This is a genomic window from Sunxiuqinia elliptica (assembly GCF_900113005.1).
Lineage (GTDB): Bacteria > Bacteroidota > Bacteroidia > Bacteroidales > Prolixibacteraceae > Sunxiuqinia > Sunxiuqinia elliptica.
On sequence record NZ_FONW01000007.1, the window covers coordinates 126,476 to 151,267 of the forward strand.

23 protein-coding genes are annotated in these 24,792 nt (G+C 41.8%); 19 read left to right on the top strand and 4 right to left on the bottom strand.

Annotated features, from left to right (window positions below; genetic code table 11):
- Positions 1-1,607 precede the first annotated feature (1,607 nt).
- From BM156_RS13590 to BM156_RS13680, 19 genes are all read left to right on the top strand, one after another.
- Complete coding sequence (locus BM156_RS13590; RefSeq protein ID WP_093920436.1) at positions 1,608-2,249, top strand: hypothetical protein; 642 nt, start codon at positions 1,608-1,610, stop codon at positions 2,247-2,249.
- A gap of 905 nt (positions 2,250-3,154) precedes the next feature.
- On the top strand, positions 3,155-5,155 hold the full coding sequence (locus tag BM156_RS13595) for a Piwi domain-containing protein (protein WP_093920437.1): 2,001 nt from the start codon (positions 3,155-3,157) through the stop codon (positions 5,153-5,155).
- Complete coding sequence (locus tag BM156_RS13600; protein WP_093920438.1) at positions 5,155-6,081, top strand: hypothetical protein; 927 nt, start codon at positions 5,155-5,157, stop codon at positions 6,079-6,081. Before BM156_RS13595 ends, BM156_RS13600 begins: the two co-directional genes overlap by 1 nt.
- Before the next feature lie 449 nt (positions 6,082-6,530).
- Positions 6,531-7,814 carry an L-cysteine desulfidase family protein gene (locus tag BM156_RS13605; RefSeq protein WP_212733518.1) on the top strand — a complete coding sequence of 428 codons (1,284 nt, stop codon included), beginning with the start codon at positions 6,531-6,533 and terminating at the stop codon, positions 7,812-7,814.
- A 182-nt stretch (positions 7,815-7,996) separates the two neighbouring features.
- On the top strand, positions 7,997-8,935 hold the full coding sequence (locus BM156_RS13610) for an NAD(P)-dependent alcohol dehydrogenase (protein WP_093920439.1): 939 nt from the start codon (positions 7,997-7,999) through the stop codon (positions 8,933-8,935).
- Positions 8,936-9,104: 169 nt separating this feature from the next.
- Positions 9,105-9,671 (top strand): Crp/Fnr family transcriptional regulator, encoded by a 567-nt coding sequence (locus tag BM156_RS13615; RefSeq protein WP_093920440.1) that lies wholly within the window; start codon positions 9,105-9,107, stop codon positions 9,669-9,671.
- Between the two features lie 67 nt (positions 9,672-9,738).
- Complete coding sequence (gene def / locus BM156_RS13620) at positions 9,739-10,335, top strand: peptide deformylase (RefSeq protein ID WP_093920441.1); 597 nt, start codon at positions 9,739-9,741, stop codon at positions 10,333-10,335.
- Between the two features lie 102 nt (positions 10,336-10,437).
- Positions 10,438-11,013, top strand: a complete 576-nt coding sequence (locus BM156_RS13625) for a Crp/Fnr family transcriptional regulator (protein WP_093920442.1) — start codon at positions 10,438-10,440, stop codon at positions 11,011-11,013.
- Between the two features lie 62 nt (positions 11,014-11,075).
- Positions 11,076-11,534 (top strand): carboxymuconolactone decarboxylase family protein, encoded by a 459-nt coding sequence (locus BM156_RS13630; protein WP_093920443.1) that lies wholly within the window; start codon positions 11,076-11,078, stop codon positions 11,532-11,534.
- 104 nt (positions 11,535-11,638) lie between these two features.
- The gene (locus BM156_RS13635) at positions 11,639-12,145 is read left to right on the top strand and encodes an OsmC family protein (protein ID WP_093920444.1); all 507 of its coding nucleotides are present in this window, start codon (positions 11,639-11,641) and stop codon (positions 12,143-12,145) included.
- Positions 12,146-12,205: 60 nt separating this feature from the next.
- On the top strand, positions 12,206-12,805 hold the full coding sequence (locus BM156_RS13640; protein ID WP_093920445.1) for a hypothetical protein: 600 nt from the start codon (positions 12,206-12,208) through the stop codon (positions 12,803-12,805).
- A gap of 80 nt (positions 12,806-12,885) precedes the next feature.
- Entirely contained in the window at positions 12,886-13,650 is a 765-nt protein-coding gene (gene map / locus BM156_RS13645) for a type I methionyl aminopeptidase (protein WP_093920446.1), read from the top strand.
- An 88-nt stretch (positions 13,651-13,738) separates the two neighbouring features.
- Positions 13,739-14,344: a Crp/Fnr family transcriptional regulator gene (locus BM156_RS13650; RefSeq protein WP_212733519.1), complete on the top strand. Its 606-nt coding sequence runs from the start codon at positions 13,739-13,741 to the stop codon at positions 14,342-14,344.
- A gap of 57 nt (positions 14,345-14,401) precedes the next feature.
- The gene (locus BM156_RS13655; RefSeq protein ID WP_093920448.1) at positions 14,402-15,013 is read left to right on the top strand and encodes a succinate dehydrogenase/fumarate reductase transmembrane subunit; all 612 of its coding nucleotides are present in this window, start codon (positions 14,402-14,404) and stop codon (positions 15,011-15,013) included.
- Between the two features lie 135 nt (positions 15,014-15,148).
- Entirely contained in the window at positions 15,149-16,138 is a 990-nt protein-coding gene (locus tag BM156_RS13660) for a nucleoside hydrolase (protein ID WP_093920449.1), read from the top strand.
- Positions 16,139-16,186: 48 nt separating this feature from the next.
- Positions 16,187-16,783, top strand: coding sequence for a Crp/Fnr family transcriptional regulator (locus BM156_RS13665; protein WP_093920450.1), 597 nt, complete (start codon positions 16,187-16,189; stop codon positions 16,781-16,783).
- 59 nt (positions 16,784-16,842) lie between these two features.
- Positions 16,843-17,292 (top strand): DMT family transporter, encoded by a 450-nt coding sequence (locus BM156_RS13670; RefSeq protein WP_093920451.1) that lies wholly within the window; start codon positions 16,843-16,845, stop codon positions 17,290-17,292.
- 5 nt (positions 17,293-17,297) lie between these two features.
- Entirely contained in the window at positions 17,298-18,032 is a 735-nt protein-coding gene (locus BM156_RS13675; protein ID WP_093920452.1) for a GNAT family N-acetyltransferase, read from the top strand.
- Positions 18,033-18,183: 151 nt separating this feature from the next.
- Complete coding sequence (locus BM156_RS13680; protein ID WP_093920453.1) at positions 18,184-19,713, top strand: serine hydrolase; 1,530 nt, start codon at positions 18,184-18,186, stop codon at positions 19,711-19,713.
- Between the two features lie 62 nt (positions 19,714-19,775).
- Here the strand turns inward: BM156_RS13680 and BM156_RS13685 are convergent, their stop codons facing one another.
- From BM156_RS13685 to BM156_RS13700, 4 genes are all read right to left on the bottom strand, one after another.
- A complete protein-coding gene (locus BM156_RS13685; protein WP_093920454.1) occupies positions 19,776-20,423 on the bottom strand; it encodes a hypothetical protein in 648 nt (215 codons plus the stop codon).
- Positions 20,424-20,568: 145 nt separating this feature from the next.
- Positions 20,569-21,261: a hypothetical protein gene (locus BM156_RS13690; RefSeq protein ID WP_093920455.1), complete on the bottom strand. Its 693-nt coding sequence runs from the start codon at positions 21,259-21,261 to the stop codon at positions 20,569-20,571.
- Between the two features lie 12 nt (positions 21,262-21,273).
- On the bottom strand, positions 21,274-24,051 hold the full coding sequence (locus BM156_RS13695; protein WP_093920456.1) for a phosphoenolpyruvate carboxylase: 2,778 nt from the start codon (positions 24,049-24,051) through the stop codon (positions 21,274-21,276).
- Between the two features lie 141 nt (positions 24,052-24,192).
- Positions 24,193-24,726, bottom strand: coding sequence for a CHRD domain-containing protein (locus BM156_RS13700; RefSeq protein ID WP_093920457.1), 534 nt, complete (start codon positions 24,724-24,726; stop codon positions 24,193-24,195).
- Between the last annotated feature and the right edge of the window lie 66 nt (positions 24,727-24,792).

Below are 24,792 nucleotides of genomic sequence, written 5' to 3' on the forward strand. Positions count from 1 at the left end.
TTTTTCTTAGCAAGTACCTACGCAAATTCCTTCCCTTGTTTTCTGGATCAAAACCCTCGTAGGCCAATCCTTTTTCCGATAATTAGTAGTTGAATTCATGCCTTCATTGAGGTGAGCGTCTTTCCGAACTCGTTTCAGGATCTACCTCCACCTTGCTACACTTCTATTTGATACACGGTCCATCCTCCGTTCTCCTGTCTCCGTTTTCCTCTTCATTCTTTGCACTTTGCTCTTTTCTTTGCCCCAACGGGGCGAAAGCATCAGCTCAGGGCAACGCCCTGTGGGTGTAGTAATGCACAACCAATAATCGGCGCAACTGCCAAGTATCGTCGAGCTCAATGGCAAGCATGCGCCGAATAGGTTTCCCAATTGATTATCGAATTCCCTTCTCACTCATTCCTCCAAAAAGAACTCCTCCTTTTCCAAGGTTTGATCACAAACAGCCTGCCGTTTCTCCTCCTTTTTGGCAAGGAGGAGTGGCATCAGTTTACTGATGTCGAGGTGGTTCGCTCTCCTATCAACCGAATAAGGACATCGCTTGCTTCTTAACCCTTCCGGTTCCGATGACCGGAACCACCTTCCCTTGAGAAAGGGAAGGAAATCCAACCACTGGCATTATCGCAAATCACCAAAGAACATTTCCCTACCGAAGACCATCCTATTTTTCCAAGGATATCCAAAGCACTCAACCTCATCTGTGCGTCTTCCGAACTTGTTTCGAAACTCTCCCCAAGCTCGTAAAACTCGCTTGACCCCTCTCTTCTGGAAGAGCGGGGAAGAGTCGGTGTAATCCGTTAGGATGGCATACGACTCCGGAGTGAGTTTGATTGAAATAAAACCGGTTCCCTGATTACTAAGCGTCTTTCCGAACTCGTTTCAGGATCTACCTCCACCTTGCTACACTTCTATTTGATACACGGTCCATCCGGTTTCCATCCTCCGTTCTCCTTTTACCTCGTTGCTCTTTGCCCCAACGGGGCGAAAGCATCAGCTCAGGGCAACGCCCTGTGGGTGTAATGCACAACCAATAATCGGCGCAACTAGCAAGTATCGTCGAGCTCAATGGCAAACATGCACCGAATAGTTTTCCCAATTGATTATCGAATTCCCTCCACTTTTCTTTTAATCTGATGCCAAAGTGATTTCGGGATCGTCAGGTTTTACTCGAATAACGTTTTTCATTTCTTTTCCGATGAAAAGAAACCGAAACAAAGAAAAATCTTGAAAATTTAATCCTTCATCCCACCAGCCAACGCTGGCCCGGGCCAAATTTTCCGGCCTACACACATTTTCACCTTCAGTGAAATGAAGGATGTGATTTTCAATGGAGACTGAACCCGAAAAATGCGTCTTCCGAGCTTGTTTCAGGATCTACCTCCACCTTGCTACACTTCTATTTGAAACACGATCCATCCGGTTTCCGTTCTCCTGTCTCCTGTATCCCGGTCTCCTTTTTCCCCTGCCCTTTGCCCTCTACCCTTTCCGCTCTGCCCCTTCAACTTTATGCTCACTAACATCTTTCAATTAATCAATAACTTACCTTATTTTATTTAATTAAATAGCTGAATGACATCACGTTCAGTAATTATTCACTTAAAAAGCGTACTATGAATCAAGACCAAAACAAGCACATGCGTATGTACCTGGCTACGCAAACCGTGCTGGACAATTACACCATGCGTTGGAATACCATTCCCGTGATGGTGACCGTTAAAAACGAGCTGGATGAGCTTATTCAGCGAATTGAACAGAAAAATGAAGAAACCGATGCAGCCAGTCTTGGCACCACAGCACAAAAAGAAACCACGCGCCAAACCTTGACTGAAAAAGCTGTTACGGTATCCGGAATTCTTCAGGCTTTTGCCGCCTTTAACGACGACCTGCCCTTGGCTGAGAAAGTCAAGCTCACAAAGTCGGACTTGTTAACTTGCCGCGAAACCGATGTGGAAAGCCTCGTTCGCCCGGTCATTGACCTAGCCCGCAAACGGCTTGGCGATCTGGCCGATTTCATGCTCACTGAGGACATGCTGGTAGAAACCGAAACCAGCCTCGACAGTTTTAAGGCGCTGATCGGACAGCCACGAACCATCCGCAACCAAGCCTTTGCTGCCATAAACATGCTTGAGGAGTTGATGGACCAAACAGACGCCTTGCTTAAGCAAAAGCTGGATAAGCTGATGATCCGGTTCGAATTTAGCGACTCCGTGTTTTTCGAGGAGTATACCCGCGCCCGGGTAATTGTGGACTAAACAAAAAGGAATTGCTTGTACGCTTTATCGCTTAAGCCGGCAGCTGGAAAAAACCAGTTGCCGGTTGTTTTTTATATGTTCCACAACAGTCAGACGATGACGCCAACCAGCCAGAAGATGACGCCAAGTGCCCAGACGATCTCAGCGACTCGCCGGAAGATGATAGCCAAGCGCCAGACGAACTCGCCGATGCGTTAAATGAACTCGGCGATGTGTTAAACGAACTCAGCGATAAGCTTGACGAACTCGCCAACCGTCAAGAAGTCAGTCCGTAAGAGCCAGACGAACTCCGCGACTGTCAAGAAGTCAGTCCGGAGGCGTTAAATGAACTCGCCGAGCCCCTAGACGAAGTCCGCCAGCGTCTAAAACAACAAAACCACCTAAAAACCATTGTTGAACGCCAGCAAAACAATCCACCATTCCAACCGAACACGCCCGTTTTAATGACTTATGAAATGAATTATTATGATTTTAACCATTATCTTTAGTAGCCAAAATTAAGAGCCTTGAATAGCAATATCTATTTACCAGTAGATATGCACGGCGTTGTGGTGCATTCCCCACATAAGCACTTCCGAAATAGATTTAAACGCAAATTATCTATTTCTCCAGAGCTTATTAAATACTGTTGCTAACGACAAAATTTTAGCACTTTTTTGAAAATTTTCAGATACACATAAAGCTGAAATCATTATGAACAAAGGGATACAAGATAAAAACAACAAAATTTGACGTTAGTCAGAATGCTAAAAAAGGACAGTGCAACTAAAGCCGACGCACATTTGCAAGCCCAAACCCACAGGCTAATGCTTCAGCTTGCAAAAGAGCCAAATCTCAGCACACGCACTAACTGATTGATGATAAAAAACGATATTTGAAAGAAGATAATTAAGTAATAATAATTTATGCCAGCATTAAATATAGCCGAAATACAAACCAATAAGAGTAATGTTAGTGTTTTTACAACAAATTATTCAGATAAGCTAAATGCATATAGGAAAGATTATCCAGCATTTTCTTTTTACCGTCTTTCTAATAATATTTATGCATGGCAAAATATAGATACACAAACAAGTTTACCAAGTGAATTTAAACAGACTCAGATAACTAAAGATAATGACGCTTTAGTATTTAAGGAAATACTTGAACAAGGCATTATTAGTTTCTTCCAAAACAAGAGTCAAGAAATATATCGTAAAAAATATTCATCTACTTGGATTCTAAAACTTAATAAGGATTCTAAAATAGAATTGGCAGGATTATCTCTTTTACCGCAAATGGAATTTCAGATAGACCCATTATATTCTACTCAACAAGGCACTCAGGTGATAACTATTTCTGTTAGGAAAACATATAAACCTGAATTTACTTTTAACGATTCCGATTTTCTTAAAAATAATATTGACATTAGAAATTGGGATAGGAATCATAATGATAGATTGATTTTTTCTCCAAGAAACAGAAAAAGATTCCTTGAGTCAACAAATCAAACTGATAAATATCAAGAGATTATTTCTAATGTATACAGTTTACCAAATGAATTGCATGAATTTAATAGATTAGTAAATGCTTTTAAGAATTATGTAAATGATATTTATTTGCCTGATAACTTGAAAATTAATGACTTCTTCTTTTCAACCTTACCAAACCTTTACTTCAAAGACTTATCAATTAGTAAGCCAACGTATTATTTTCTCAATAATCGCACAGGCACTGGTTATTACAACAAGCAAATCAAAGAGTTAAAACCTTATTCTTTTAATAACTTTAAGTCGAAAAATATAAAAATTGCATTGTTTACACCTTCCCGAAATGAAGGTTCTTCAGGTACATTTATAAAATACTTAGAAGGTAATTTAAAGCATAACTTTCATGCGGACAATATCAAAATTGACCTAATAAAATTTGAAAGAGATTCGTCTCTAGAATTTATTAAGGAGCTAGTTAACAAAACTGATGAAGGAGGTTATAATTTAGCAATAACTGTTTTGTCACAAGCAGACAAAAAATTATCTATTAAAAAGTCACCATATTTTCTGCTAAAAGCTAAGCTACTTGGTAGAAAAATTCCAACACAACAGTTAACTATTGAAATAATCAGGAAAATTAGGTTTCAAGATGACTTAATTTTAAATGCCATTGCTCTAAACATATACTCTAAGTTAGGAGGAACAGCATGGACAATTGAAAAAGATGAAAAGGATAAAATTGAAATAATAATAGGTATAGGAACAACTATCAATTTTAATAAACAACGTATTATTGGGTTTGCAAATGTTTTTGATTACAAAGGTTCTTATTTATTAGGTTCTTCAAGTCAATTATGTGGATTTAATGAATATGCGTCAAACCTAGAGAAACATCTGATAAAGACAATTGAGAGTCAAATTAGTCTAAGAGGTATTGAGCCTACTGATACATTCAGATTAATATTTCACTTGTCCAAGCCAGCTAGCAAAAAGTATGAAATTAAAGCTATTGAGAATGCTTTGAGAAATTTTTCAGAATATAAAATTCAATACGCGATTGTTCATCTAAGTTACCAGCACAACTACAGACTATTTAATGAAAAGGAAAACATTATTCCAAGGGGGACATTTGTTGAAATCGCTTCAAGACAAGCATTACTCCATTTAGGTCAAAGTTCAAAAGTGCCAATTCTTCTTAGAATAGACAAACGCTCTATTTATGATAACGAAGAAGCTATGTATAAAGACCTTTATGCTATTGCCAAACAAATTTTGTACTTCTCTCATTTAAGTTTCAGAACTTTTAAACCTGCTAATGTTCCAGTAACTATAAAATATCCACAATTAATGTCAAAACTTTCTAGTGAATTAATGGTGGTTGATGATTGGGATAAAACTAATTTAGAAATTGTTAAAAATCAACTTTGGTTTATTTAATGAGTTTAATAACAGAAATATCACTAAAAAAAGAGGAAATAGAACAAAAATCCTCTCCTCTTGAAGTCTTGTTTTTCAACTACTTGAGCAATGATTCTTTACATATTGATTTTGGCAATAAATCATTAAGTAATATTGAAAAAATTGCATGTAATGTTTTTACAAAATCTGATTCAAATCTTAGTGAAATAATAGCCAAGGAACAAAAAGCCGATAGTACATTTGAACTTCATTATTGCAATAACTTAATTGAATTATCTGCAATGGTTCTAGCAGACCCAGATTTTGAGCAGGATAATTTGAAAAATTATCTTAATAAGGCAAGTTTAAAAGAGGGGTTCATTCTGTCTAGATTTGCAAATGATATTGAATTGACCAAGAACTTGAAAGTAGCTGATTCCATAGATAATTTAGTAAAACAATCATATCTTACTGAAGATTCATCTGATTATCCTAAAATAATCATTGAAGCTTTAAAACAAGCTGATGATTTAATGGATGTTTTTGTTATTGAAAAATGTTTTGAAAAACTGGTAGACATTCATCCAGTTGTCGATAATAAGAAGAAAGTCGTTTTATTATTTGACGCTATAGATAGTTATAATGATAAATTTGAACTTAAAATCAAGAGAAGAATATTTTCTTTTATTTTTATTGTTTTAGCTTTAATTGGTTCTTTAATCGCATATGTAATCCCAACGTTTTGGAATAAATACAACCTAGAGCCTTTAACAGTTGTTACTCAGATTGTGTTTTCATTTTTATTGTTAGCCTTGACTTCGTATTTTTTTCTTTTTCACAAGATAGAAGACAATAAATCACTTTTAACTAGATACATTAATAAACGATTGGTTAAAGTTAATCGCAACCTAAATATTGATTTAACGGAGATTAATAAAATAAGGGAGGATTTTAAACATGAGTGATTTCGCCGTTGGCGCGGTTCTATAATCCGTGCCCTAGTTGAAAAAACCAGAAAAATAGCAGATGCTATCGAAAAACTCTAAACAGCAAATAACACGGTCAGGAGCACAGCGAAGGAACTATTTGCATTTAACTCGATACAGTAGAAAATGATTTATTGAGGGTCATTGTGGAAAACAAGAATTGCTTTCAGCAATGACACGGATTACAAATTCGCGTCAGCAAGAGAATTTAAGTTGCACTAGTGATATCAAGAGGCTTTCACCTCAAAACACCAACACTGCCTTCTAAATTCACCAGCACTTCCACCCCAAAGCTACCTTTTTACACTATTTTTTCAGATTTTGCGAATAATCATTCCTTTCACCTAATTATAAAATTATTTTTGCGGCTTGAATGAAGCGTTCACTTAAAATAAACTGGGTTTACCTTTAATAATGGGTGTTACACGATGATGGACAAAACAACAAAAGCTTATACAGCGTACCTAAATATTTTGCACGAGGAGCTGATGCCTGCCATGGGCTGTACCGAACCAATTGCCATTGCTTATGCTGCTGCCATGGCCACCAAAGTACTGGGACAGCAACCAGACCGGGTCTTGGTTGAAGCAAGCGACAACATTATCAAGAATGTGAAGAGTGTGGTGGTTCCGAATACCGGCAACCTAAAAGGAATTGAGGCGGCAGCTGTAGCCGGAGTCATTGCCGGAAAGGCCGAACTGATGCTGGAAGTGATTTCAACGGTAAGCGCCGATGAGCGCCTGGCTATGAAAGAGTTTCTCAGCACCAAGGACATCCGGGTACAAGCCTCAAAAAGTGGCTTAATCTTCGATATTGTGGTACATGTGTTCAAGGGCGACGATGAAGCAACGGTTCAAATTTCGCACTTTCATACCAACATTGTCCACATCTCTAAAAACAAGGAGGTGCTGCAACACGACAGCGACTGCGATGAAGTGAGCCATCAACCGCAAACCGACCGCTCCATCATGTCGGTGGAAGGCATTTTGCAATTTGCCGAGGCCGTTGAGATCTCCGAAGTCGCTGCCATTTTACAACGTCAGATTGACTACAACTATGCCATTGCCCAGGAAGGGATCAAGCATAGCTGGGGGGCCAATGTTGGCTCGGTGCTGCTGTCTACTTGGGGAACCGACATAAAGAACAGGGCGCGCGCGCTGGCCGCTGCCGGGTCCGATGCCCGAATGAGTGGATGCGAACTTCCGGTTATGATTGTCTCGGGAAGCGGCAACCAAGGACTGGCAGCTTCGGTTCCGGTGATTGAATACGCCAAAGAACAGGGAGCAGATCAGGAAACCTTATACCGCGCATTGTTGGTTTCAAACTTAATCACCATCCACCAAAAAACAGGTATCGGGCGCTTGTCTGCTTATTGCGGTGCAGTTTCGGCCGGAATTGGTGCCGGAGCCGGCATTGCCTGGCTCGACGGTGGCCGTTTTAAAGAAGTGGCGCATACGGTCGTTAATGCCTTGGCCATTGTCTCCGGCATTGTTTGTGACGGCGCCAAACCATCGTGCGCCGGAAAGATTGCTTCGGCCGTTGAAGCCGGCATACTGGGCTACCTGATGTATAAAAACGGGCAGCAGTTTTACGGGGGCGACGGCATCGTGGTTAAAGGCGTTGAAAACACCATTAAAAACATTGGCCGCCTAGGCAGCGTGGGCATGCGCGAAACCGACCAGGAAATCATTCGCATGATGCTTGAAAAATAATTGACCGCCAATTCCATCCTCGATCCGGTTAAACTCCGGCAAATCTGATTGGGAACGATGTTTTTGTAGCCCCAACCACGGGGAATGATTCGCCAACTTTTTGTAATTTGCACTGTTGAGTCGTTCAAATAGGACACATACAAAGCGTAACAGAAAACGATCATTCACCAAAAAAATGCTTTATGAAGGCGATTATTTACCAGAAAAAAGGATCGCCCAATCAATTACAACTCCAGGAACTTGAAAAACCAGTTCCCGGTGCTCAGGAAGTTCTGGTAAAGATCCATGCGGTGTCGCCCAATGCAGCCGACTACCGGGCCATGCAACTAGGCATGATTCCCAAAGGCAAAGTGTTTGGCTCGGCCATTGCCGGCGTAGTCGAATCGGCAGGCCATAAGATCGAACACTTTAAACCCGGCGATTGCGTTATTGGCGACCTCTCAGGAGTTGGTTTTGGTGGATTTGCCGAATATGTGCTGGCTTCGGAAAAAGCTTTAGTCCACAAACCCGAAAAACTCACTTTTGAAGAAGCTGCAACTCTTCCGGTAGCTGCAACAACAGCCCTAAAAGCCTTAAGAGACAAAGGACAGCTCCAACCGGGCCAATCGGTATTACTTGTGGGCAGCGGCGGCGGTGTTGGCACCTTTGCCGTTCAACTAGCCAAGTACTATGGAGCTGAACTAACTGCAGTTTGCAGCACGCAAAACCTAGAAAAAGCAAGTTCGCTTGGAGCCGATTTTGTCATCGACTATACCCAAGAAGATTTTACCCAAAATGGGAAGCGTTACGACCTCATCATCGCCATCAATGGCAACTATTCCTTACTCAAATTTCGCAAGGCTTTAAACCCAAAAGGCACCTACGTGATGGTTGGAGGCAGCCTGCCTCAGATATTCAAATCGCTCTTGTTCGGCTGGCTCTTATCCGTTGGCTCCAAAAAAATGAAGTCCTTGTCAGCCAAATCCAACCAGCAGGATTTAGCCTTTTTGGCTCAACTTATGGAGAAGCAGCAAATCCAGGCTGTCATTGACCATCGCTATCCTTTCGAAAAGACAGCTGAAGCCATGAGCTATCTAGCCCAAGGGCATGCCCGGGGGAAAACCGTAATCACTGTTTTGTAAAGGCTGGCTCGACCACTAAGGAACTCGGAAGGGCTTTTGTTAAAGCCATTATTTCCGGCCATTTTCAGCCGCTCTGACTTTATTCCTTAATTTTGTCCTGTTCAACAGACTATCTCCCTCCTCAAAACGCAAAGAGAAATGAGGAAATAGCCGGTCAAAATCAACAGCCATGGGACACATCAGAGAATACTACGAAAAGATTATCAAGCTACAGGAATCCGAATGGGAATTTATAGCCTCTCATTTTGAAAAGCGAGAATTTGACAAGCATGAGATCATCACTCCAAAAGGCGAAACCGAGAATTTTCTATCCTTCATTGAAACGGGCATTGTGCGTTTCTACATTCCCAATGAAGAATCTGAACTAACATTCAATTTCAGCTTTCACAAAGAGTTTACCTGCGCTTATGACTCATTCTTAACGCAAACTCCTTCGGAATATGAGTTGCAAGCCTTAACCAAAACGGTTGCCTGGCAAATTTCCTATGACAATTTGCAAAAAGTATATGCCCAAACCCAAGCAGGGAATTATTTGGGACGTTTTGCATCTGAGAAGCTCTTCCTGTCCAAGAGCAAACGCGAAATAGCCCTGCTTAAATACAATGCGAAAGAAAGGTACTTGCAGCTATTTAGCGAACAGCCCAATATCCTGCGATTCATTCCTCTAAAATACATTGCTTCGTACATTGGCGTTACCCCGCAAGCCCTTAGCCGAATCCGCAGACAAATTAGTTAACATCGATTCATTGTTTGACTCGTTGGTTCTATCGAATTTTGTCGAGCACAACTAATGGAGAACACACATGAGACAAGCAATTTTAGCCTTGGGGCACCAAATTTTAAAAGAAAGCTGTAAAGATTTATCCCCCGAACTTCAGCAGCCAGAGCAATTAATTACCGACATGTGGGAAACCATGCAGGCCGCAGATGGTTGTGGCTTGGCAGCTCCCCAAATTGGGCAGCCCATCAAACTTTTCATTGTCGATAGCCAATCAATCTACGAAAACCTGGATGAAACCGGCCGGGCAACCTACTTCTCCAAAGGCGATACGGGGATCAAGGAAACCTTTATCAATGCAAAAATCATTAACTACTCCGAACAATACTGGGAGGACGAAGAAGGCTGTTTAAGCATCCCCAAGCTTTTCCAACCGGTGAGCCGCCCTTGGCAAATAACCATTGACTATTACAATGCCAACTTAGAGCACCAAGTGAGAACCTTTAGCGGCACAACGGCACGAATCATTCAACACGAATATGATCATACCCGCGGAGTTTTGTACATCGACCATTTAAAACCACTCACAAAAAAAATCATCGCATCCAAGTTAAAGAAGATCAAAAAAGGCCGGGTAAGCACAAGCTATCCAATTAAATACCAAAGCAACAACAAGCTTTAACGAACGATAGCATCAGCCAATGCAGTTTTGTTAATCATTAAACTCAACTCAAGCTCGGCTAAAAGCGTTAATTAGGGATGAACAACACGCAACAATAAACTTATGGCTAAAGAACTTATCGACCATTTCAGAAATTACATTGCGCTTGATACCGAAGAGGCAGAGCAGATTATGGGCTTCTTTCAATCAAAAAACTGTAGAAAACGAGAAGAACTGGTTGCAACCGGAACAAAAAGCAAATTTCATTTTTTCGTGGTGAAAGGATGTTTAAGAATGTTCTTTACGGACCAAAAAGGAAACGAACAAACAATTCAGTTTGCGATTGAAAATTGGTGGTTAACCGATTATTTTGCGTTTGAAAACCAAATGACCATGGGGTTTACCATACAAGCGCTTGAACAGACCAACGTATTCCAAATCACCTACAAAGACCAAGAAAAGTTGCTCAAGCAGTTCCCGAAACTCGAACGCTATTTTCGGTTAATCTATCAAAGGGCCTATTCAGCTTCTCAACTTCGTACAAAATATTTTTATGATTTTTCAAGAGAAGAATTCTATCACCACTTCAATGACAATTTTCCTGAATTCACACGACGTATCCCTCAACACATCTTGGCTTCCTTCTTAAATATGACTCCTGAATATTTGAGTGAAATTAAAAGCAAAAAGCGATCTTAAACTGGTTTAAGATTTTTCCAATTAGCAGGTTCTATTTTTGAATAAATTTAAAATCTACAACAATGGAAAATCGAATAAACATCCAGCAACTTGCACCGAAAGCCTACGAACAGTTGATCAACTTAGGGAGTCTCATTCAAAACTCTCAACTTTCCTCCAAACACTATGAGCTAATCAAAATCCGGGCTTCGCAAATCAATCACTGTGCTTTTTGTATCAATATGCACACAACCGATGCATTAAAAAACGGAGAAACCAATCAGCGCATTTTTTTACTGAATGTCTGGAGAGAAACGGAACTCTTTGACAACGAAGAGAAGGTGATTCTGGCAATGACCGAAGAGGTAAGCTTAATTCATGAGAATGGACTATCCGATAGCACCTACCAGGAAGCTAAAAAGCTCTTCGATGACAGTTATATCGCTCAAATCATTATGGCTATTGTGTCAATCAATGCCTGGAACAGAGTAGCCGTCAGCACAAACAAAAAGATAGAATCCTTTGTCCCCATGGAAAAGTAAATGCGAAGCTTGCAAAGGCGAATCCTCAAGTCACCAGCTGAACGAGAAACCAAATATCTCGTAGAAAATTGAAGGAACGACGTTTAATTTAAATACGAGACCAGATGAAATCAGAGGAACTGAGGAAAATTCAAACCCCGCTAAAAGAGAAATACCGGGAGCAGCCTACAGCGGCGATCATCACCCTAAAAGCAAGCGGCGAAATTGGAGCAGGCATCTCCTGCAAAGTAGACACCGGAAAAGCATTGGTAGAAGCTGGTCTTCACCCGGCAACAGGGGGCAACGGCATGCTCGCCTGTTCCGGAGACCTGCTTTTGGAAGCCTTGGTCGCTTGCGCCGGAGTTACACTTCGAGCGGTAGCTACAGCCTTGGAGATTCCAATTGAACAAGGCAAGGTCATTGCCGAGGGCGACCTGGATTTTAGAGGAACCTTAGGAGTAGCGAAAGACGCGCCGGTAGGCTTCAAAGCAATTCGACTTTCCTTTGAGTTGGCTTGCGACGCCAATCCCGATCAGCTCGCAGCGATTGCCAAACTAACAGAAAGGTACTGCGTTGTTTATCAAACGCTCACCAAAGGAGTTCCCATCGCAACAAGCTATGTGCAACAATAATTTCTTATCTTTAATCGAAGAAAAAATCAATCCAGATAATACCCACTAAACCAATCATCAATGAAAACAGGACTAACATTACTTCTCGTTCTTCTAAGCTTATGGGCAACTAGTCAGACGGATAAAAAAACGATAGATCAAGCCTTGGAAGCTGCAGTTAAAACAATTTCAGCAAGTGACATCCCAATCCCATTTGTAAAATACCAGCCCTCCACCGAACGAGAAAAACAGCCAGCCTGTTTCATCAATGGACAATTCGTAAAGTCTCTTCTAATCCAATCTCTCCCTTCTCAAGTCATTGATAGTCTCAAGGTTTTTAGAAAAGAAATAACTATTGACGGAGAAAACTATTACGGGAAACTGGATATCAAACTTAAAAAAGATTATCAGCCAAAGTTCATCTCGTTAATGGAGCTGAAGAAGAAACACACCTCTCTCTCCAATCAATCGGCAATTTTCATGCTCGATAATGAAGTTATCAAAGGAGAGTACACCCAATGCCTGGTTGATGAGAACAACATTCTTCAACTTATTATTGACCAAGTTAAAACAAATGACACTGCGATTGATCTCATCCGAATTCTGACAAAAACAGAAGACAATATTAAGCAGGCTCAAACAATTCATATTCGTGGCAGTCAATACCCTCTTTTCAACTGAATGAAAGGTTTTATATCCGAAGAAGCTCAACAAAAAACGGTTAAAATCCGTTATTAGCTTTGGAAAAAAAGAAGTACAAGATGACCATAACAAGAGAAGTCGATTTTATTGGCATGAAAGCCATTAGTGAAGTTGTTGCAACCACTTTAAAACTCATGCGGGAACATGCGCAGGTAGGAATGTCAACCAAAGAACTGGATGAATACGGAGGCAAACTTCTCAAGGAATATGGAGCCAAATCGGCCCCTTACCAAACCTATCGTTTCCCGGGTTACACCTGCATCAGCCTCAACAACGAAGCGGCCCATGGGATCCCTTCTAAAAAACGGATTTTAAAGGAAGGTGATCTGGTCAATATTGATGTTTCGGCAGAACTCAATGGCTTTTGGTCTGACAATGGAGGCTCCTTTGTGTTGGGCAAAGACTTACATGGTCATCAACCGCTTGTCGATGCTTCCAGAGAAATTCTGCATCAGGCGATCCACCAAATCAAAGGAGGGGTTAAAATCTCAGCAATTGGTCATGTGATTGAAACGGAAGCGAAGAAGAGAGGCTTTAAGGTAATCAAGAACTTAGCCGGGCACGGAGTTGGTCGGAGTTTGCACGAAGCGCCTGAAAATATTTTGAATCATGGTGTTCGCTGGAATAAGGAACGTTTCAAGAAAAACACCACGGTGGCGATCGAAACCTTTATCTCAACCAAATCATCGATGGCCGTAGAGCTTAATGATGGCTGGACGCTCGTTGGAAACCGAGGAGGATTTGTCGCACAGCACGAGCAAACCATTCTTATTACCGACGGAGAACCTATTATCCTCACCGAATCAAACGAAATTTGGAATTAAAGTCATCTTTAAAGATCTGAAGAAACTCACAAAACGTTTTCACCATTCGCAACATCTCTTTTTCTGCAGGAAATCAATGCGTTTGAAAATGAAGAATAACCAACCTCTAAGCTCAACAATGGACTTTGAAAAAATCATTCATGCGATCAACCAAACAGGAAGTGAACTCTCGGAGAACTGTATCGCGGCTTTTAGCCAAGTCGCCAGAATCCGCCAGGTCCATAAAGATGAAATCCTAATTCGGGAGGGGCAGCTAAGCAATAAAGTGTTTTTTATTGCCCAGGGTAGTGCCCGTGTTTATTACCTGAAAGATGGAAAAGATATTACCGACTGGTTTGCCTTCGAAAATGATTTTATCAGCTCAATCAATAGCTTCTATTTGGAAACTCCGAGTGAGCACTTTGTCGAAGTTTTAGAGCCGGGTACTGTGCTCGAACTCTCCAAAGAACAGGTTGAATCATTATCCAGTCAATTCCCAGAATTTAATGAACTGGAGAAAAAGCTGGTCACCAAAACCATGTTGCGGCTTCACCAACGCATCATTTCAATTCAATTTGAAACGGCCCAGCAAAAATACCTGAACTTACTTCAGGTAAGGCCAGACATTGCTCTTAGAGTGCCTTTAACCCACATTGCGTCCTACCTTGGAATCACGCTTGAAACACTGAGCCGGATTCGCAACAAACGAATTTGACCTAGATCAAATGAGCTCCGGAGATGGCTTACTAGTTTTGTCGCAAACAATATTCAGATGAAACAGATTCACTATTTCTCAGGATTGCTTATTGCACTATTTATCGGCCTCCATTTGTTCAATCACCTTTGGAGCATAATGGGTGCCGCCGAACACATTTCAATGATGGAAAGTCTGCGCTCGATCTATCGCCACCGCCTGATCGAAGTCCTCTTACTGTTGGCCGTGGTCATCCAGATCATTTCCGGGATCCGGCTTTTCATCTCCAAAAGAAAAGCTGTTGCCTCAAGCTATGACAAGCTCCAAATTTGGAGTGGCCTCTACCTGGCAATCTTTTTTCTGATTCATGTAGGAGCCGTTTTTATGGGCAGGTTGGTGCTGCACTTGGATACCAATTTCTATTTCGGAGTGGCAGGGCTCAACACCTTTCCTTACAACTTGTTCTTTGTGCCCTACTACGGATTGGCCATCCTTTCTTTTTTTGGACACATTGCAGCTATACATCATGCTAAAATGAAGCATTCTCTGCTAGGGCTCACTCCCAGCCAGCAAACTAAAAGCATCCTTGTATTAGGAGTGATTGTGACCATCCTGATTTTCTATGGACTTACCAATCATTTTGCTGGCGTTAAGCTGCCTGCCGAATATGGCATTTTGGTCGGGAAATAAGCGGATCATGTGAGCAAAAAAGCCCCTTCGGACTTCTAACCCCCTCATTCGAATTCTAAATAAGATTCAATAAGTTCATGTTGGTTTCAGCATTTTTCACGATCTTTCCTTGTCGATTTAAACCAAACATCGCTCATGAAAAAGATCAAAAGCTTACTCGCCATCCTAGCCGCCTTTCTTTCAATCAACTTATCTGCTCAGCCTAAACTGATTTTGGATACCGACTTTGGGATGGATGCTGACGATTTAGGGGCCCTAGCCATGCTTCACCACTTTGTTGACCATGAACGATGTGAACTGCTGGCCATCATGTCGTGGTCCACTGAGCAATATGCCGTGTCGGCAATCGATGCAGTCAATCAATATTATGGGCATCCCAATATTCCAATCGGAACGCGCAAAGGCCAAACTAGCTTTGAAGCTTGGCATTACAACAAACCTCTGGTGGACCGCTTTCACCACGAATTAGATTACGTTCAAGCGCCAGACGCCACTTTCCTGTACCGAAAAATCCTTTCGCAAAGTGACAACAAAAGCATTACCATTGTAACGATTGGCCCGTTACTCAATATTAAAAACCTATTGGAATCTCCGGCTGATTCCATTTCTGATTTAACCGGAAAAGAATTGGTCAATCAGAAAGTCAAAGAATTTGTGGTTATGGGAGGGCAATTTCCAGAAGGTACGAACGAATGGAATTTTGATGGAGAAATGCCTGGTGTTACCCAAGCTGTTATTCCAAATATTGAAGTCCCAATCGTGTTTTCAGGCTTCGAACTTGGGCTGAATGTCTTAACAGGCAAACGCTTCAATAAGCTCGACCACAACACTCCGCTCTACATTGGGTTCATGCACTTTAGCCAACATGCCCCTTGGATAAAAGAAAACTTTGAGGGTCAGATTCTGGACAATTCCTCCTACGACCAAACAGCTGTTTTATATGCCGTTAAAAAGGGAATTGGTCATTACTGGAACAAAATAGAAGGCGGAGTTTGTGTTGCAGATTCTACCGGAGGCAACAAGTGGGTTAAGCAATCCAAATCAAACCATGCTTACCTCAAACTAACAATGGACGAGCAACAACTTGCCCGGGAGATTGAAGCCATCATGCTTGGTCAATTTTAAGTAAAACCGAAACCGAACTTCAAATGTTCTTTGTCTAAAACTTACCCGATGATCACGGAAAAAGATCCATACAATCAATTCATCAAAACGACCTTCACTTTGGATACTCCGCTGTCCGAGGAGTCGCTTGCAGCCTTGCTGTCGATTGCCCAGGTTGAAACCTTTCCCAAAAACAGTTTTCTGCTTCCTGTCGGGAAAACAGCCCGCAAAGTTCACCTGCTCTATCAAGGTGCAATTATTGCTTACTTCTTAGACCACGATGGAAATACTTACAACAAGAATATTTTTCTGGAAGGTGATTTTGTTGGATCAACCGTATCGTACCTAACCAACTCCCCTTCAAAATTTGCCCTTGAAGCAATTGAAGATTGTACCGTCATCAGCTTTGACTACCAAGCCTACAGAAAGCTGATTGAAACACATGCTGATTTGAAGGATTTCTACATTGCTTATCTCGAAAAAAACTGGGTCATCAGCAAAGAAAAAAGGGAGATTGCCTTGGTCATGGAAAGTGCAGGGAGTAGGTATTTGCAACTGCTGAAAGAACATCCGGGAATTGATGAGCGAATTCCCTTACGTCATATCGCCTCTCACTTAGGCATCACCCCAACCCAGTTGAGTCGCATCCGCAAAGAATTCAAATAAAAATCATCCAATCAACATATGTAAAGGATCAAGAGATTTTTTGGCTGCAACTTTGTAGCATGAAAACAATTATTCTTTACCTGTTGGCTTTTGCCGGAGGTGTTTTTCTGGCTATACAAGCTGGCTTTAACACGCAACTTGGGGCTTACCTGAAACAACCGGTCCTGGCCGTAATTTCAACATCCTTATTTAGTGTTATTTTTGCCTCGCTATTTTTTGTAACCGCAGGAAAAACACTGCCGTCATTCAATGAAATGCAGGTAATTCCGTGGCACCTATGGTTTATTGGCGGACTTTTTAGTGTGGTGGGTATTTCCCTGTATTTTTATACCATCCCCCGCTTAGGAATCTCCAAAATGATAGCACTCGGTCTTTGCGGACAACTGATTTTTTCGTTGCTTGCAGGAAAATACGGGTGGCTTAATCTTCCGATTGAACCGATGACAACCAAGAAACTCATCGGAGCTGTGGCAATGCTTATTGGAATCGTATTAATCAACTCAAAATAACCAGTATGAATCTCATCAATGCAAATACTAACAACTTGATTGCTCTTTGGAAACAAGCCGCTAGCCCTTTTCAATCCTATTTCGAAGAAAAAGAACTCGGCTACTGTTTTATTGAGAACTCGCAATGGCCCAACCGGGTTTGGCTGAAAGGAGCCTTGACCGAAGAAACGCTAGCTCAAATCAGCCAGCTCATTGGCAAGCATCAGCAACTGACCTTTTCTTACTTTGACACGACCAATGGCGCTGAACTAAATTGGCTCAAAGACAAGCACTTTTCTGAAAAATCCGTCCAATATGGCATGGCGCTAAAACTGGAACAAGCTTACAATCAATCTGACCGAGTAAGTTTGCAGCGCGTACAAACGAAGGCTGCTATTTCAAGCTGGTGTAAGGTTTTTAAGCAGGCCTTCAACTATGAAATTAGTGAAGAGACACTTGAGCAAACCTTTCAAGTTATTCCTTATTTCAATATCATTTACCAGCAACAGGTTGTAGGAAGCCTAATTTTGCACAAAACCAAACAGGTTACGGGCTTTCATTCGCTCGGAATTATCCCTGAAGTACGCGGGAAAGGACTCGCCCAGGAAGCAATGAACAGTGGATTACACCTTGCGCAAAGTTGGCAAAGTGAGTACGTCACCTTGCAAGCATCGCCCATGGCTAAACGGATGTACGAAAACTTGGGCTTCTCCTCTCAGTTTATCATGCGCAACTACAATTGGTTACCCCTGGACAATTAAAAAACTTTTTAAACATATTCTCATAAATAAATCCTCTATTTTTCATAAATTCGGGAATTAATAGCAATAAAATAACTCATCTGATTCTCCTGCCTTACTATGCAAAACAGGCAGAAATATCGGACATTTTAGAACCTACAATTTCAATTTTATGAGATTCAAACTTATTGGCCTACTCACAATTCTTTCTATTTCCAGTGTACTTGCCCAGCCAGACCCCAGACTAAAAAAGCTTGAACAAGAAATGCATCGCGTACTGCAACAAACCATGGCTCCTGGTTTTGCTGTCGCCATTGTTGAAAAAGACAAGATTATCTATTCTGAGGGATTTGGATACAGCGACTACGAAAACAAAATACCTGTTGACGCGAATACCCTTTTTGCAATTGGATCAACATCAAAGGCTTTTACGTCAGCTCTTTTGGGGCAGTTGCGCGACGATAATAAACTGTCGTTCAATGATAGTCCGATTAAATACATACCGGAACTGAAGTTTTACAATGATGAACTCAATAACAACGTCATCATTGAAGATCTGATGTGCCACCGGACTGGATTGTCGCGGCATGATCTCTCCTGGTATTTATTTCCAACCTTCGATAAAGACAGCCTAATTCGTCGTGTGCAATACTTGGAACCATTTTCCGGGATCAGACAAAAATGGCACTACAATAACTTCATGTTTCTTGTTCAAGGGGTAATCACTGAGCGTATCACAGGCAAGAGTTGGGAAGCCAATATTACGGACCTGATTCTTAAACCACTAAGCATGGATCGGTCCAATACCTCTATAACAGAACTGGAACAAAGTGATAATGCAGCCTTGGGCTATAAACTCAGACCAGACAGCACCATTCATCGAATGGATTATTACCATATTGCAGCCATGTCACCCGCCGGCAGCATAAACAGCAGTGTCAACGAAATGGGGAACTGGCTGATCACTTGGATAAACAAAGGCAAATTTAAGGGAGAACAAATCATTCCGGAGGCCTATATTAATGAGGCCATCACCTCACATATGACCATTGGAGGCTTGCCTTCGAAACAGCTTCCCGAACTTCATTTTACAGACTATGGCTATGGTTGGTTTGTTTCGTCATACAAAGGTCATTACAAGGTCGATCATGGGGGTAACATCGATGGTTTTTCGGCTAAAGTAACCTTCTTCCCAACCGACAGTCTTGGAATTGTGGTTCTCACCAACCAAGACCGATCTGCTCTCCCAAGCTTGGTAACTAACATCCTGGCCGACCGATTATTGCAAGAGCAACCAACGGACTGGCTTGCCAACTACAATAAAACACTGGCAGAAGCTCTCAAAAAAATGGAAAAAGAAACAGACACGATAGCAGAAGATGAACCTACAGACACTCCTCCTTCACATCCGGCTGAAGCTTTTGCAGGGAAATACGGGCATCCGGGGTACGGTGATATTTCAGTAACAGCCAAAAATGACTCGCTGTTTGCGAATTTCAGACTTAAGAAATTCTATTTAAAAAACCAGCACTACAATGTATTTGAAACTTGTGAAGTTACCGAAACAGGAATAGACACAACAGATAACAATCCGCTACGCCTGAACTTTCGAATCAATGATGATGGAGAACTATCCAGCATTTTTATTCGCATCGAAAGAGCGTTGGATCATCCATTGGAGTTTAAACGCCTGACAGAATAGGACAAGCCATTTAAAAGTTAAAAGAGCAAGTAGATTAATCTACTTGCTCTTTTAACTGGGCTTTATCTTTTCAATAGTCCTTCATTTTTCAACTGCTTAACCAATAGTTTGGAGTAACCTTTAAACCAATCATCAAGACTGGCTGGGTCAAAAGCATCGGATTGAATAGACCATAAAATCTTTTCACTCTTTAAATCATAAAAGTTGGCTTCTAAAAAGTAGGTTGTTTCCCTGGTCAAATAGCCCGATGTTGATACTTCCGGCATACGATAATTATAATAATCGTGATAGTTGGCATAGTAGCGATACTTAAAACTAGGTGCATAAACAGTTTGCGAGCCTGGGACATAACGCGCTTCTGTTTTTACATCAAGACGTGTCACCGTCAGGACACCATCGCAACCAGCGTCTTTTAATACCTTCAGCAATACTTCTTTATTCTTCTGCTTATCATCCGATAAAGTTGTTGGAAAGATGTCGCTACTCTTTACGGCTTTCCCTCCCTGCTTCTCTATAAAATGAACCATCTCCTCTTCAACACTCTTTTTCATTTCTTTGTTTGGAGTTAACGCAACAACACAAATATTGCGGTAAGGTCCTCCCGAAAGCTCCGGTGTATTTATCCAAGAACTGGTGATTTTTTGTGAAGAAGAACAGCCTGCCAACAGACCAAATACAAACAACACAGAGAAAAAAGCTAACTTATTCATACTGCTTTGGTTTTTATTGATAAAAAAACTAATGATGATTCAAGATACAAAAAAACGATGGTCCTTTCATAGCACAAATAAAACCAGTTTGCTTGATTCGTCTGCATTTTAGAAGCTTCTTTCTCCAAATAACAGTCAATGAAAGCTACAAGCGTTCAAAGTATTTTACCTGCAGATAATCCGGCTCATCAATTGGCGTGTTCAACACAAGTGCTCCGAGCAAGAAGATGTTTTTTGCCTTAAAGCGCTCTTTTATTCGCAAGCTTTGCCGAACAATAAACTCGTGACTTTCATCAAACAGCAAATCCATTAGCTTAATTTCAGGCTGTTTTTCGGGGATCCGATCCATCCAGGGAGCGATCATCTGCCGAACACGGGCCTGTTGGTAATCATCTATGGGTAAGACTTCAGGCGCCTTCTTATCTTCAAGCAACATTTGATAAGCTCCAAAAGCGGCACCGCAGGAAAGCGTATCCCTTGCCTGTCCGGGCCGATGGACATAGCCCAACTTCTGGTCATTGATCGCCATATGGGGACCAAAAAAGATAAACGCATTCCCATCATCAGGAATGTGGTCGCCAAAAGCATTAAACCCGGTTTCTCCACTAAACGGATAGCCCGTCAGTCCTCCTAAATGAAAGACATGCCCAAAATAATCCCGAATTCTTTCGATAACGACATTATTCAGCTCGTCGGGGCAAAGCGAAACAGCAGCTATTGTTTTACTCACTTCCAGTTCCTGCTCGTTCAGCAGACGCTGGTAATAATCCTCCAACACCTTTTCGTAAGGTGCAGCACCTGGAAAAAGTGCTTTGATTTTTTTGTCAATTGTACTCATTATCAATCGTTATTATCCGGTTGATCCTAGTGCATTGGCAATCGCATTCACACATTGGAGCAAAGCAAATAAGTATTCGTCTTCTTTTTCTAATTGTTGATTTCGACTCGTGCGCCATTTACGAAGCAACTGAACCTGAGCTTCATGCAATCCTTCCAAAGCTTCAGCGCGCAATAAGGTCGAATAGTAATGGTTCTTCCGTCTCTCCTGAAACGGCATTTGGAGCAGGTCAGCAAGCATCTCCTTGGTTAAATCCAGCTCGTCCTGAATGATTTTCATCAACCGTTTACGGATGGTCTCATCTTCCACCAAAGAAGCGTATTTTTCCATAACGGACTCATCGGTAGACGCCAGGCTTGAATCCAGGTTTGTCATGACATACCTAACAAAAGGCTCATATTTTACCAGCTTCAGCAACTTGGCATATTCAGGCGAATTCTGTTCTTTTAATTCTTTTAGGGTTGAGCCAACACCGTACCAACTGGTAATATTGAAACGGGATTGTGCCCAGCTAAAAACCCAGGGAATTGCCCGCAAATCATCCATTGTACGCTTACCTGTTCGCCGTGCCGGACGCGAGCCGATCTTGCTCGATTCGATAACATCAATCGGTGTGGCTTCAGCAAAAAACCGAATAAAATCAGGATTATCAATCAACTTGCGGTAGTGTTCCCGGCCTCGCATGCCCAGCGTATTAAACAAGTCAGCAACTTCCTCTCCCTCATCCGGGAAATATTTATTTAGTAGAGTTTGGGCTGTCACACTGGCCAACATCAATTCCAGGTTGTAAGCGGCATTCACTTTATGCGCATATTTCCGCTCAATGGTCTCCCCCTGCTCGGTAATTCGTAGTTTTCCGTTGATCGCTTGAGTCGGCAAGCTTTTTACAAACCAGTGCGAAGGACCAGCTCCTCGGCTAATACTGCCGCCTGTTCCGTGGAAAAAGCGGATGATCACACCATGCTTTTTGCCAACTGCCGTTAATTCTTTCTGCGCCTGATGTAAAAACCAAGAGCTTGCCAGTATCCCTCCATCTTTGTTGCTATCGCTGTAGCCAATCATCACATCCTGATACAGCTCATCCAATTGTCGGTAGTCGCTTTGGTATTTTAAGCTGTTTTTAACCACCGGATGACTCAGGTAATCATCCAAAATTGCAGGACTGGCCTGCAAGTCTTCAATGGTCTCAAAGAGAGGAACTACCGGTAATTTTGCCGCCAAAGCATCACCATATTTCAAGGTCATCCCGGTTTCGCGCATAAACAGAAAGACAGTGAGCAGATCTTCGGCATTTCGCGTCATACTTACAATCAGCTTTCCAAGTGCCCGAGCGCCATAATGATTGATGTGCTGACTAAGCACCTGCATGCTTGCAATCACATTTTGGGCTTCTTCCCCAGCCTCTTTATGCTCAACCAAAAATGGACGATTCTGCCGCAGCTCATCATCTAGAAAAGCTCTCTTCCGTGCGCTATCCTGACTTAATTCAACTTCACCAACACCATCCAACGAAGCTTCGACCAGTTGATCCAAGGCTTTTTCATGGTAATTGCTATTTTGCCGCACGTCCAACTGGGCCAAATGAAATCCAAACACTTTGAGTAAGCGCTTGCAACGGCCAACATCCACTTGAGCAATTTCAGGGACACCGTAACGAACCAGCTCATCATAAAGCAAACTTAAATCATCAATCAACTGGTTTGAACTTCGATAGCTAACTTCGCGGTCCTGTAGCTTCAGGTTATACTCTTGACTCAGGTCAATCGGCAACCGATTTAGTAGCAGCAAAACATAGGCTTTGAATACCTCGCCATGATGTTCTTTCAGAACCGACTTCCCAACTTCTCCAAGCAACTCTTCGAGCTTTTGAAGATGATCGGCAAATGGTTTGCTGATGGCTGACTGATCGATGTAAATACTCAGCTTCTGCGCTAAACTCGTTAGTTCGCGCTTCACCATAATCAATGCATTAATTCGGAGCTTTGTCAAGGTGGAACGAGTTATGTCTGCACTCACCAATGGGTGCCCATCCCGGTCGCCTCCTACCCAGTTTCCAAACGAAAGTCCGGGTAACAAATCCGAGTTGTTTAGCAAATTCACATCAAAGCCAGACTCTTTCCAGGCTTGTCTCAAGCGTTTATCCAGCAACACAACTACCTCGGGGAACACATCAGTCAAATAGTGTAGAATATTATCCAGCTCTGATTCAACCCGTGGCTTTTCAATATAGATTTCACCAATATTCCACAAGCGATGAAGAATCTGTTTGAATTCCTCCCGAAAATCATCTTGCTCAATACGCGTATACATCTGGTTTTCCCGTTTAAGCAAGAGCAAGTATAGTTTTCGGTATTCCTGCAACACCACCGAACGTTTTGCCTCGGTTGGATGCGCAGTCAATACAGGCTCAATCAGAATATCCGGTAATATTTTCAAGATTTGTTCTTCTGAAATTCCCCGCTCATGAAGCATCTTAAAATTGTTAGCCCACAGCCCGTTTACCAGGCTCATTTGCTCTTCTTCTTTCGCTCGTCGGCTTTGTACTGCCCCATTCACTTCAACTAAATTCAAAAGCTGAAAACTCATGGACAAAAGGTGGATGTAATCGTTACTCAGTAAAATAGATTGGGGAGGTTGCTGCACTGCATTCAGCCAAGGAATATATGCTACCAGCTCTTGCTCGTCACTCTCAATCAGGACTTCTGCCAAACAGTTCAATAAGAAATCCAGGTCGTTATAAGGCTTTCCCAGTGCTTTTTGGACTTGTTCAAAAACAGAATTCGTACTCATAAAACCATTTTTCAGTGAAAAAAGAACCAATTACCTAAACACATTAAGTCCATATTGGTTTGCAAAATACCAACAAAAAACAAAAAACCTTCTGCATAAACTACAAAAGGTTTCTTTTTCAGAAGAAAAGCTCACTTAATGTCAATTACCTGAAATTTGTCCTCGAATTTCTCCACCGGGATAGCCATCTGTATGCACATTGACATAGGCACTTCCAGCCTTTATAGCATCAACCAGGTCTGACAACGACATGCCAGCCAAACTGCCAACCAGGTTTTCTGCTTTCAACTCTCCCTTTGCCAATACTCCATTGGTCTTACCATCAATAACGACAGGAGGAGGTCCTGATGGATACAACCAAGCAACAACGCCACCATTCTGTCCTACCGGAGCTAAGTGAATATGTGCCATACGCACCTGCTCAATGTTGGCTACGATCAAGGTGTACCTCAACATCATCCCATCTTTGCTTAAACGAAAAATGGCTTCTCCGGTAGCCATTGACATTACAGGAGGTACTTCCTGATCAGAGGAAAGATGAGCTCTAAAATTCATTGTCATTTGGGCACTCTTGAGAGCGATGTCTTCGGAAATATCTTCCGCAACAAAGGGTTGCTCACATGCGGACAAAGCAACCACAGCTACTACTAACAAATACCGTAAAAACTTCTTCATAAGCAATCGTATTAATCCATTTACTAAAGGATACTCGCTCACTTGTAAAATAGTTTCGATATTTAG

Bases quoted from the DNA above. Each gene is read 5' to 3' on its own strand.
- BM156_RS13590 (WP_093920436.1), top strand. From the start codon at position 1,608: ATGAATCAAGACCAAAACAAGCACATGCGTATGTACCTGGCTACGCAA.
- BM156_RS13595 (WP_093920437.1), top strand. From the start codon at position 3,155: ATGCCAGCATTAAATATAGCCGAAATACAAACCAATAAGAGTAATGTT.
- BM156_RS13600 (WP_093920438.1), top strand. From the start codon at position 5,155: ATGAGTTTAATAACAGAAATATCACTAAAAAAAGAGGAAATAGAACAA.
- BM156_RS13605 (WP_212733518.1), top strand. From the start codon at position 6,531: ATGATGGACAAAACAACAAAAGCTTATACAGCGTACCTAAATATTTTG.
- BM156_RS13610 (WP_093920439.1), top strand. From the start codon at position 7,997: ATGAAGGCGATTATTTACCAGAAAAAAGGATCGCCCAATCAATTACAA.
- BM156_RS13615 (WP_093920440.1), top strand. From the start codon at position 9,105: ATGGGACACATCAGAGAATACTACGAAAAGATTATCAAGCTACAGGAA.
- def (WP_093920441.1), top strand. From the start codon at position 9,739: ATGAGACAAGCAATTTTAGCCTTGGGGCACCAAATTTTAAAAGAAAGC.
- BM156_RS13625 (WP_093920442.1), top strand. From the start codon at position 10,438: ATGGCTAAAGAACTTATCGACCATTTCAGAAATTACATTGCGCTTGAT.
- BM156_RS13630 (WP_093920443.1), top strand. From the start codon at position 11,076: ATGGAAAATCGAATAAACATCCAGCAACTTGCACCGAAAGCCTACGAA.
- BM156_RS13635 (WP_093920444.1), top strand. From the start codon at position 11,639: ATGAAATCAGAGGAACTGAGGAAAATTCAAACCCCGCTAAAAGAGAAA.
- BM156_RS13640 (WP_093920445.1), top strand. From the start codon at position 12,206: ATGAAAACAGGACTAACATTACTTCTCGTTCTTCTAAGCTTATGGGCA.
- map (WP_093920446.1), top strand. From the start codon at position 12,886: ATGACCATAACAAGAGAAGTCGATTTTATTGGCATGAAAGCCATTAGT.
- BM156_RS13650 (WP_212733519.1), top strand. From the start codon at position 13,739: ATGAAGAATAACCAACCTCTAAGCTCAACAATGGACTTTGAAAAAATC.
- BM156_RS13655 (WP_093920448.1), top strand. From the start codon at position 14,402: ATGAAACAGATTCACTATTTCTCAGGATTGCTTATTGCACTATTTATC.
- BM156_RS13660 (WP_093920449.1), top strand. From the start codon at position 15,149: ATGAAAAAGATCAAAAGCTTACTCGCCATCCTAGCCGCCTTTCTTTCA.
- BM156_RS13665 (WP_093920450.1), top strand. From the start codon at position 16,187: ATGATCACGGAAAAAGATCCATACAATCAATTCATCAAAACGACCTTC.
- BM156_RS13670 (WP_093920451.1), top strand. From the start codon at position 16,843: ATGAAAACAATTATTCTTTACCTGTTGGCTTTTGCCGGAGGTGTTTTT.
- BM156_RS13675 (WP_093920452.1), top strand. From the start codon at position 17,298: ATGAATCTCATCAATGCAAATACTAACAACTTGATTGCTCTTTGGAAA.
- BM156_RS13680 (WP_093920453.1), top strand. From the start codon at position 18,184: ATGAGATTCAAACTTATTGGCCTACTCACAATTCTTTCTATTTCCAGT.
- BM156_RS13685 (WP_093920454.1), bottom strand. From the start codon at position 20,423: ATGAATAAGTTAGCTTTTTTCTCTGTGTTGTTTGTATTTGGTCTGTTG.
- BM156_RS13690 (WP_093920455.1), bottom strand. From the start codon at position 21,261: ATGAGTACAATTGACAAAAAAATCAAAGCACTTTTTCCAGGTGCTGCA.
- BM156_RS13695 (WP_093920456.1), bottom strand. From the start codon at position 24,051: ATGAGTACGAATTCTGTTTTTGAACAAGTCCAAAAAGCACTGGGAAAG.
- BM156_RS13700 (WP_093920457.1), bottom strand. From the start codon at position 24,726: ATGAAGAAGTTTTTACGGTATTTGTTAGTAGTAGCTGTGGTTGCTTTG.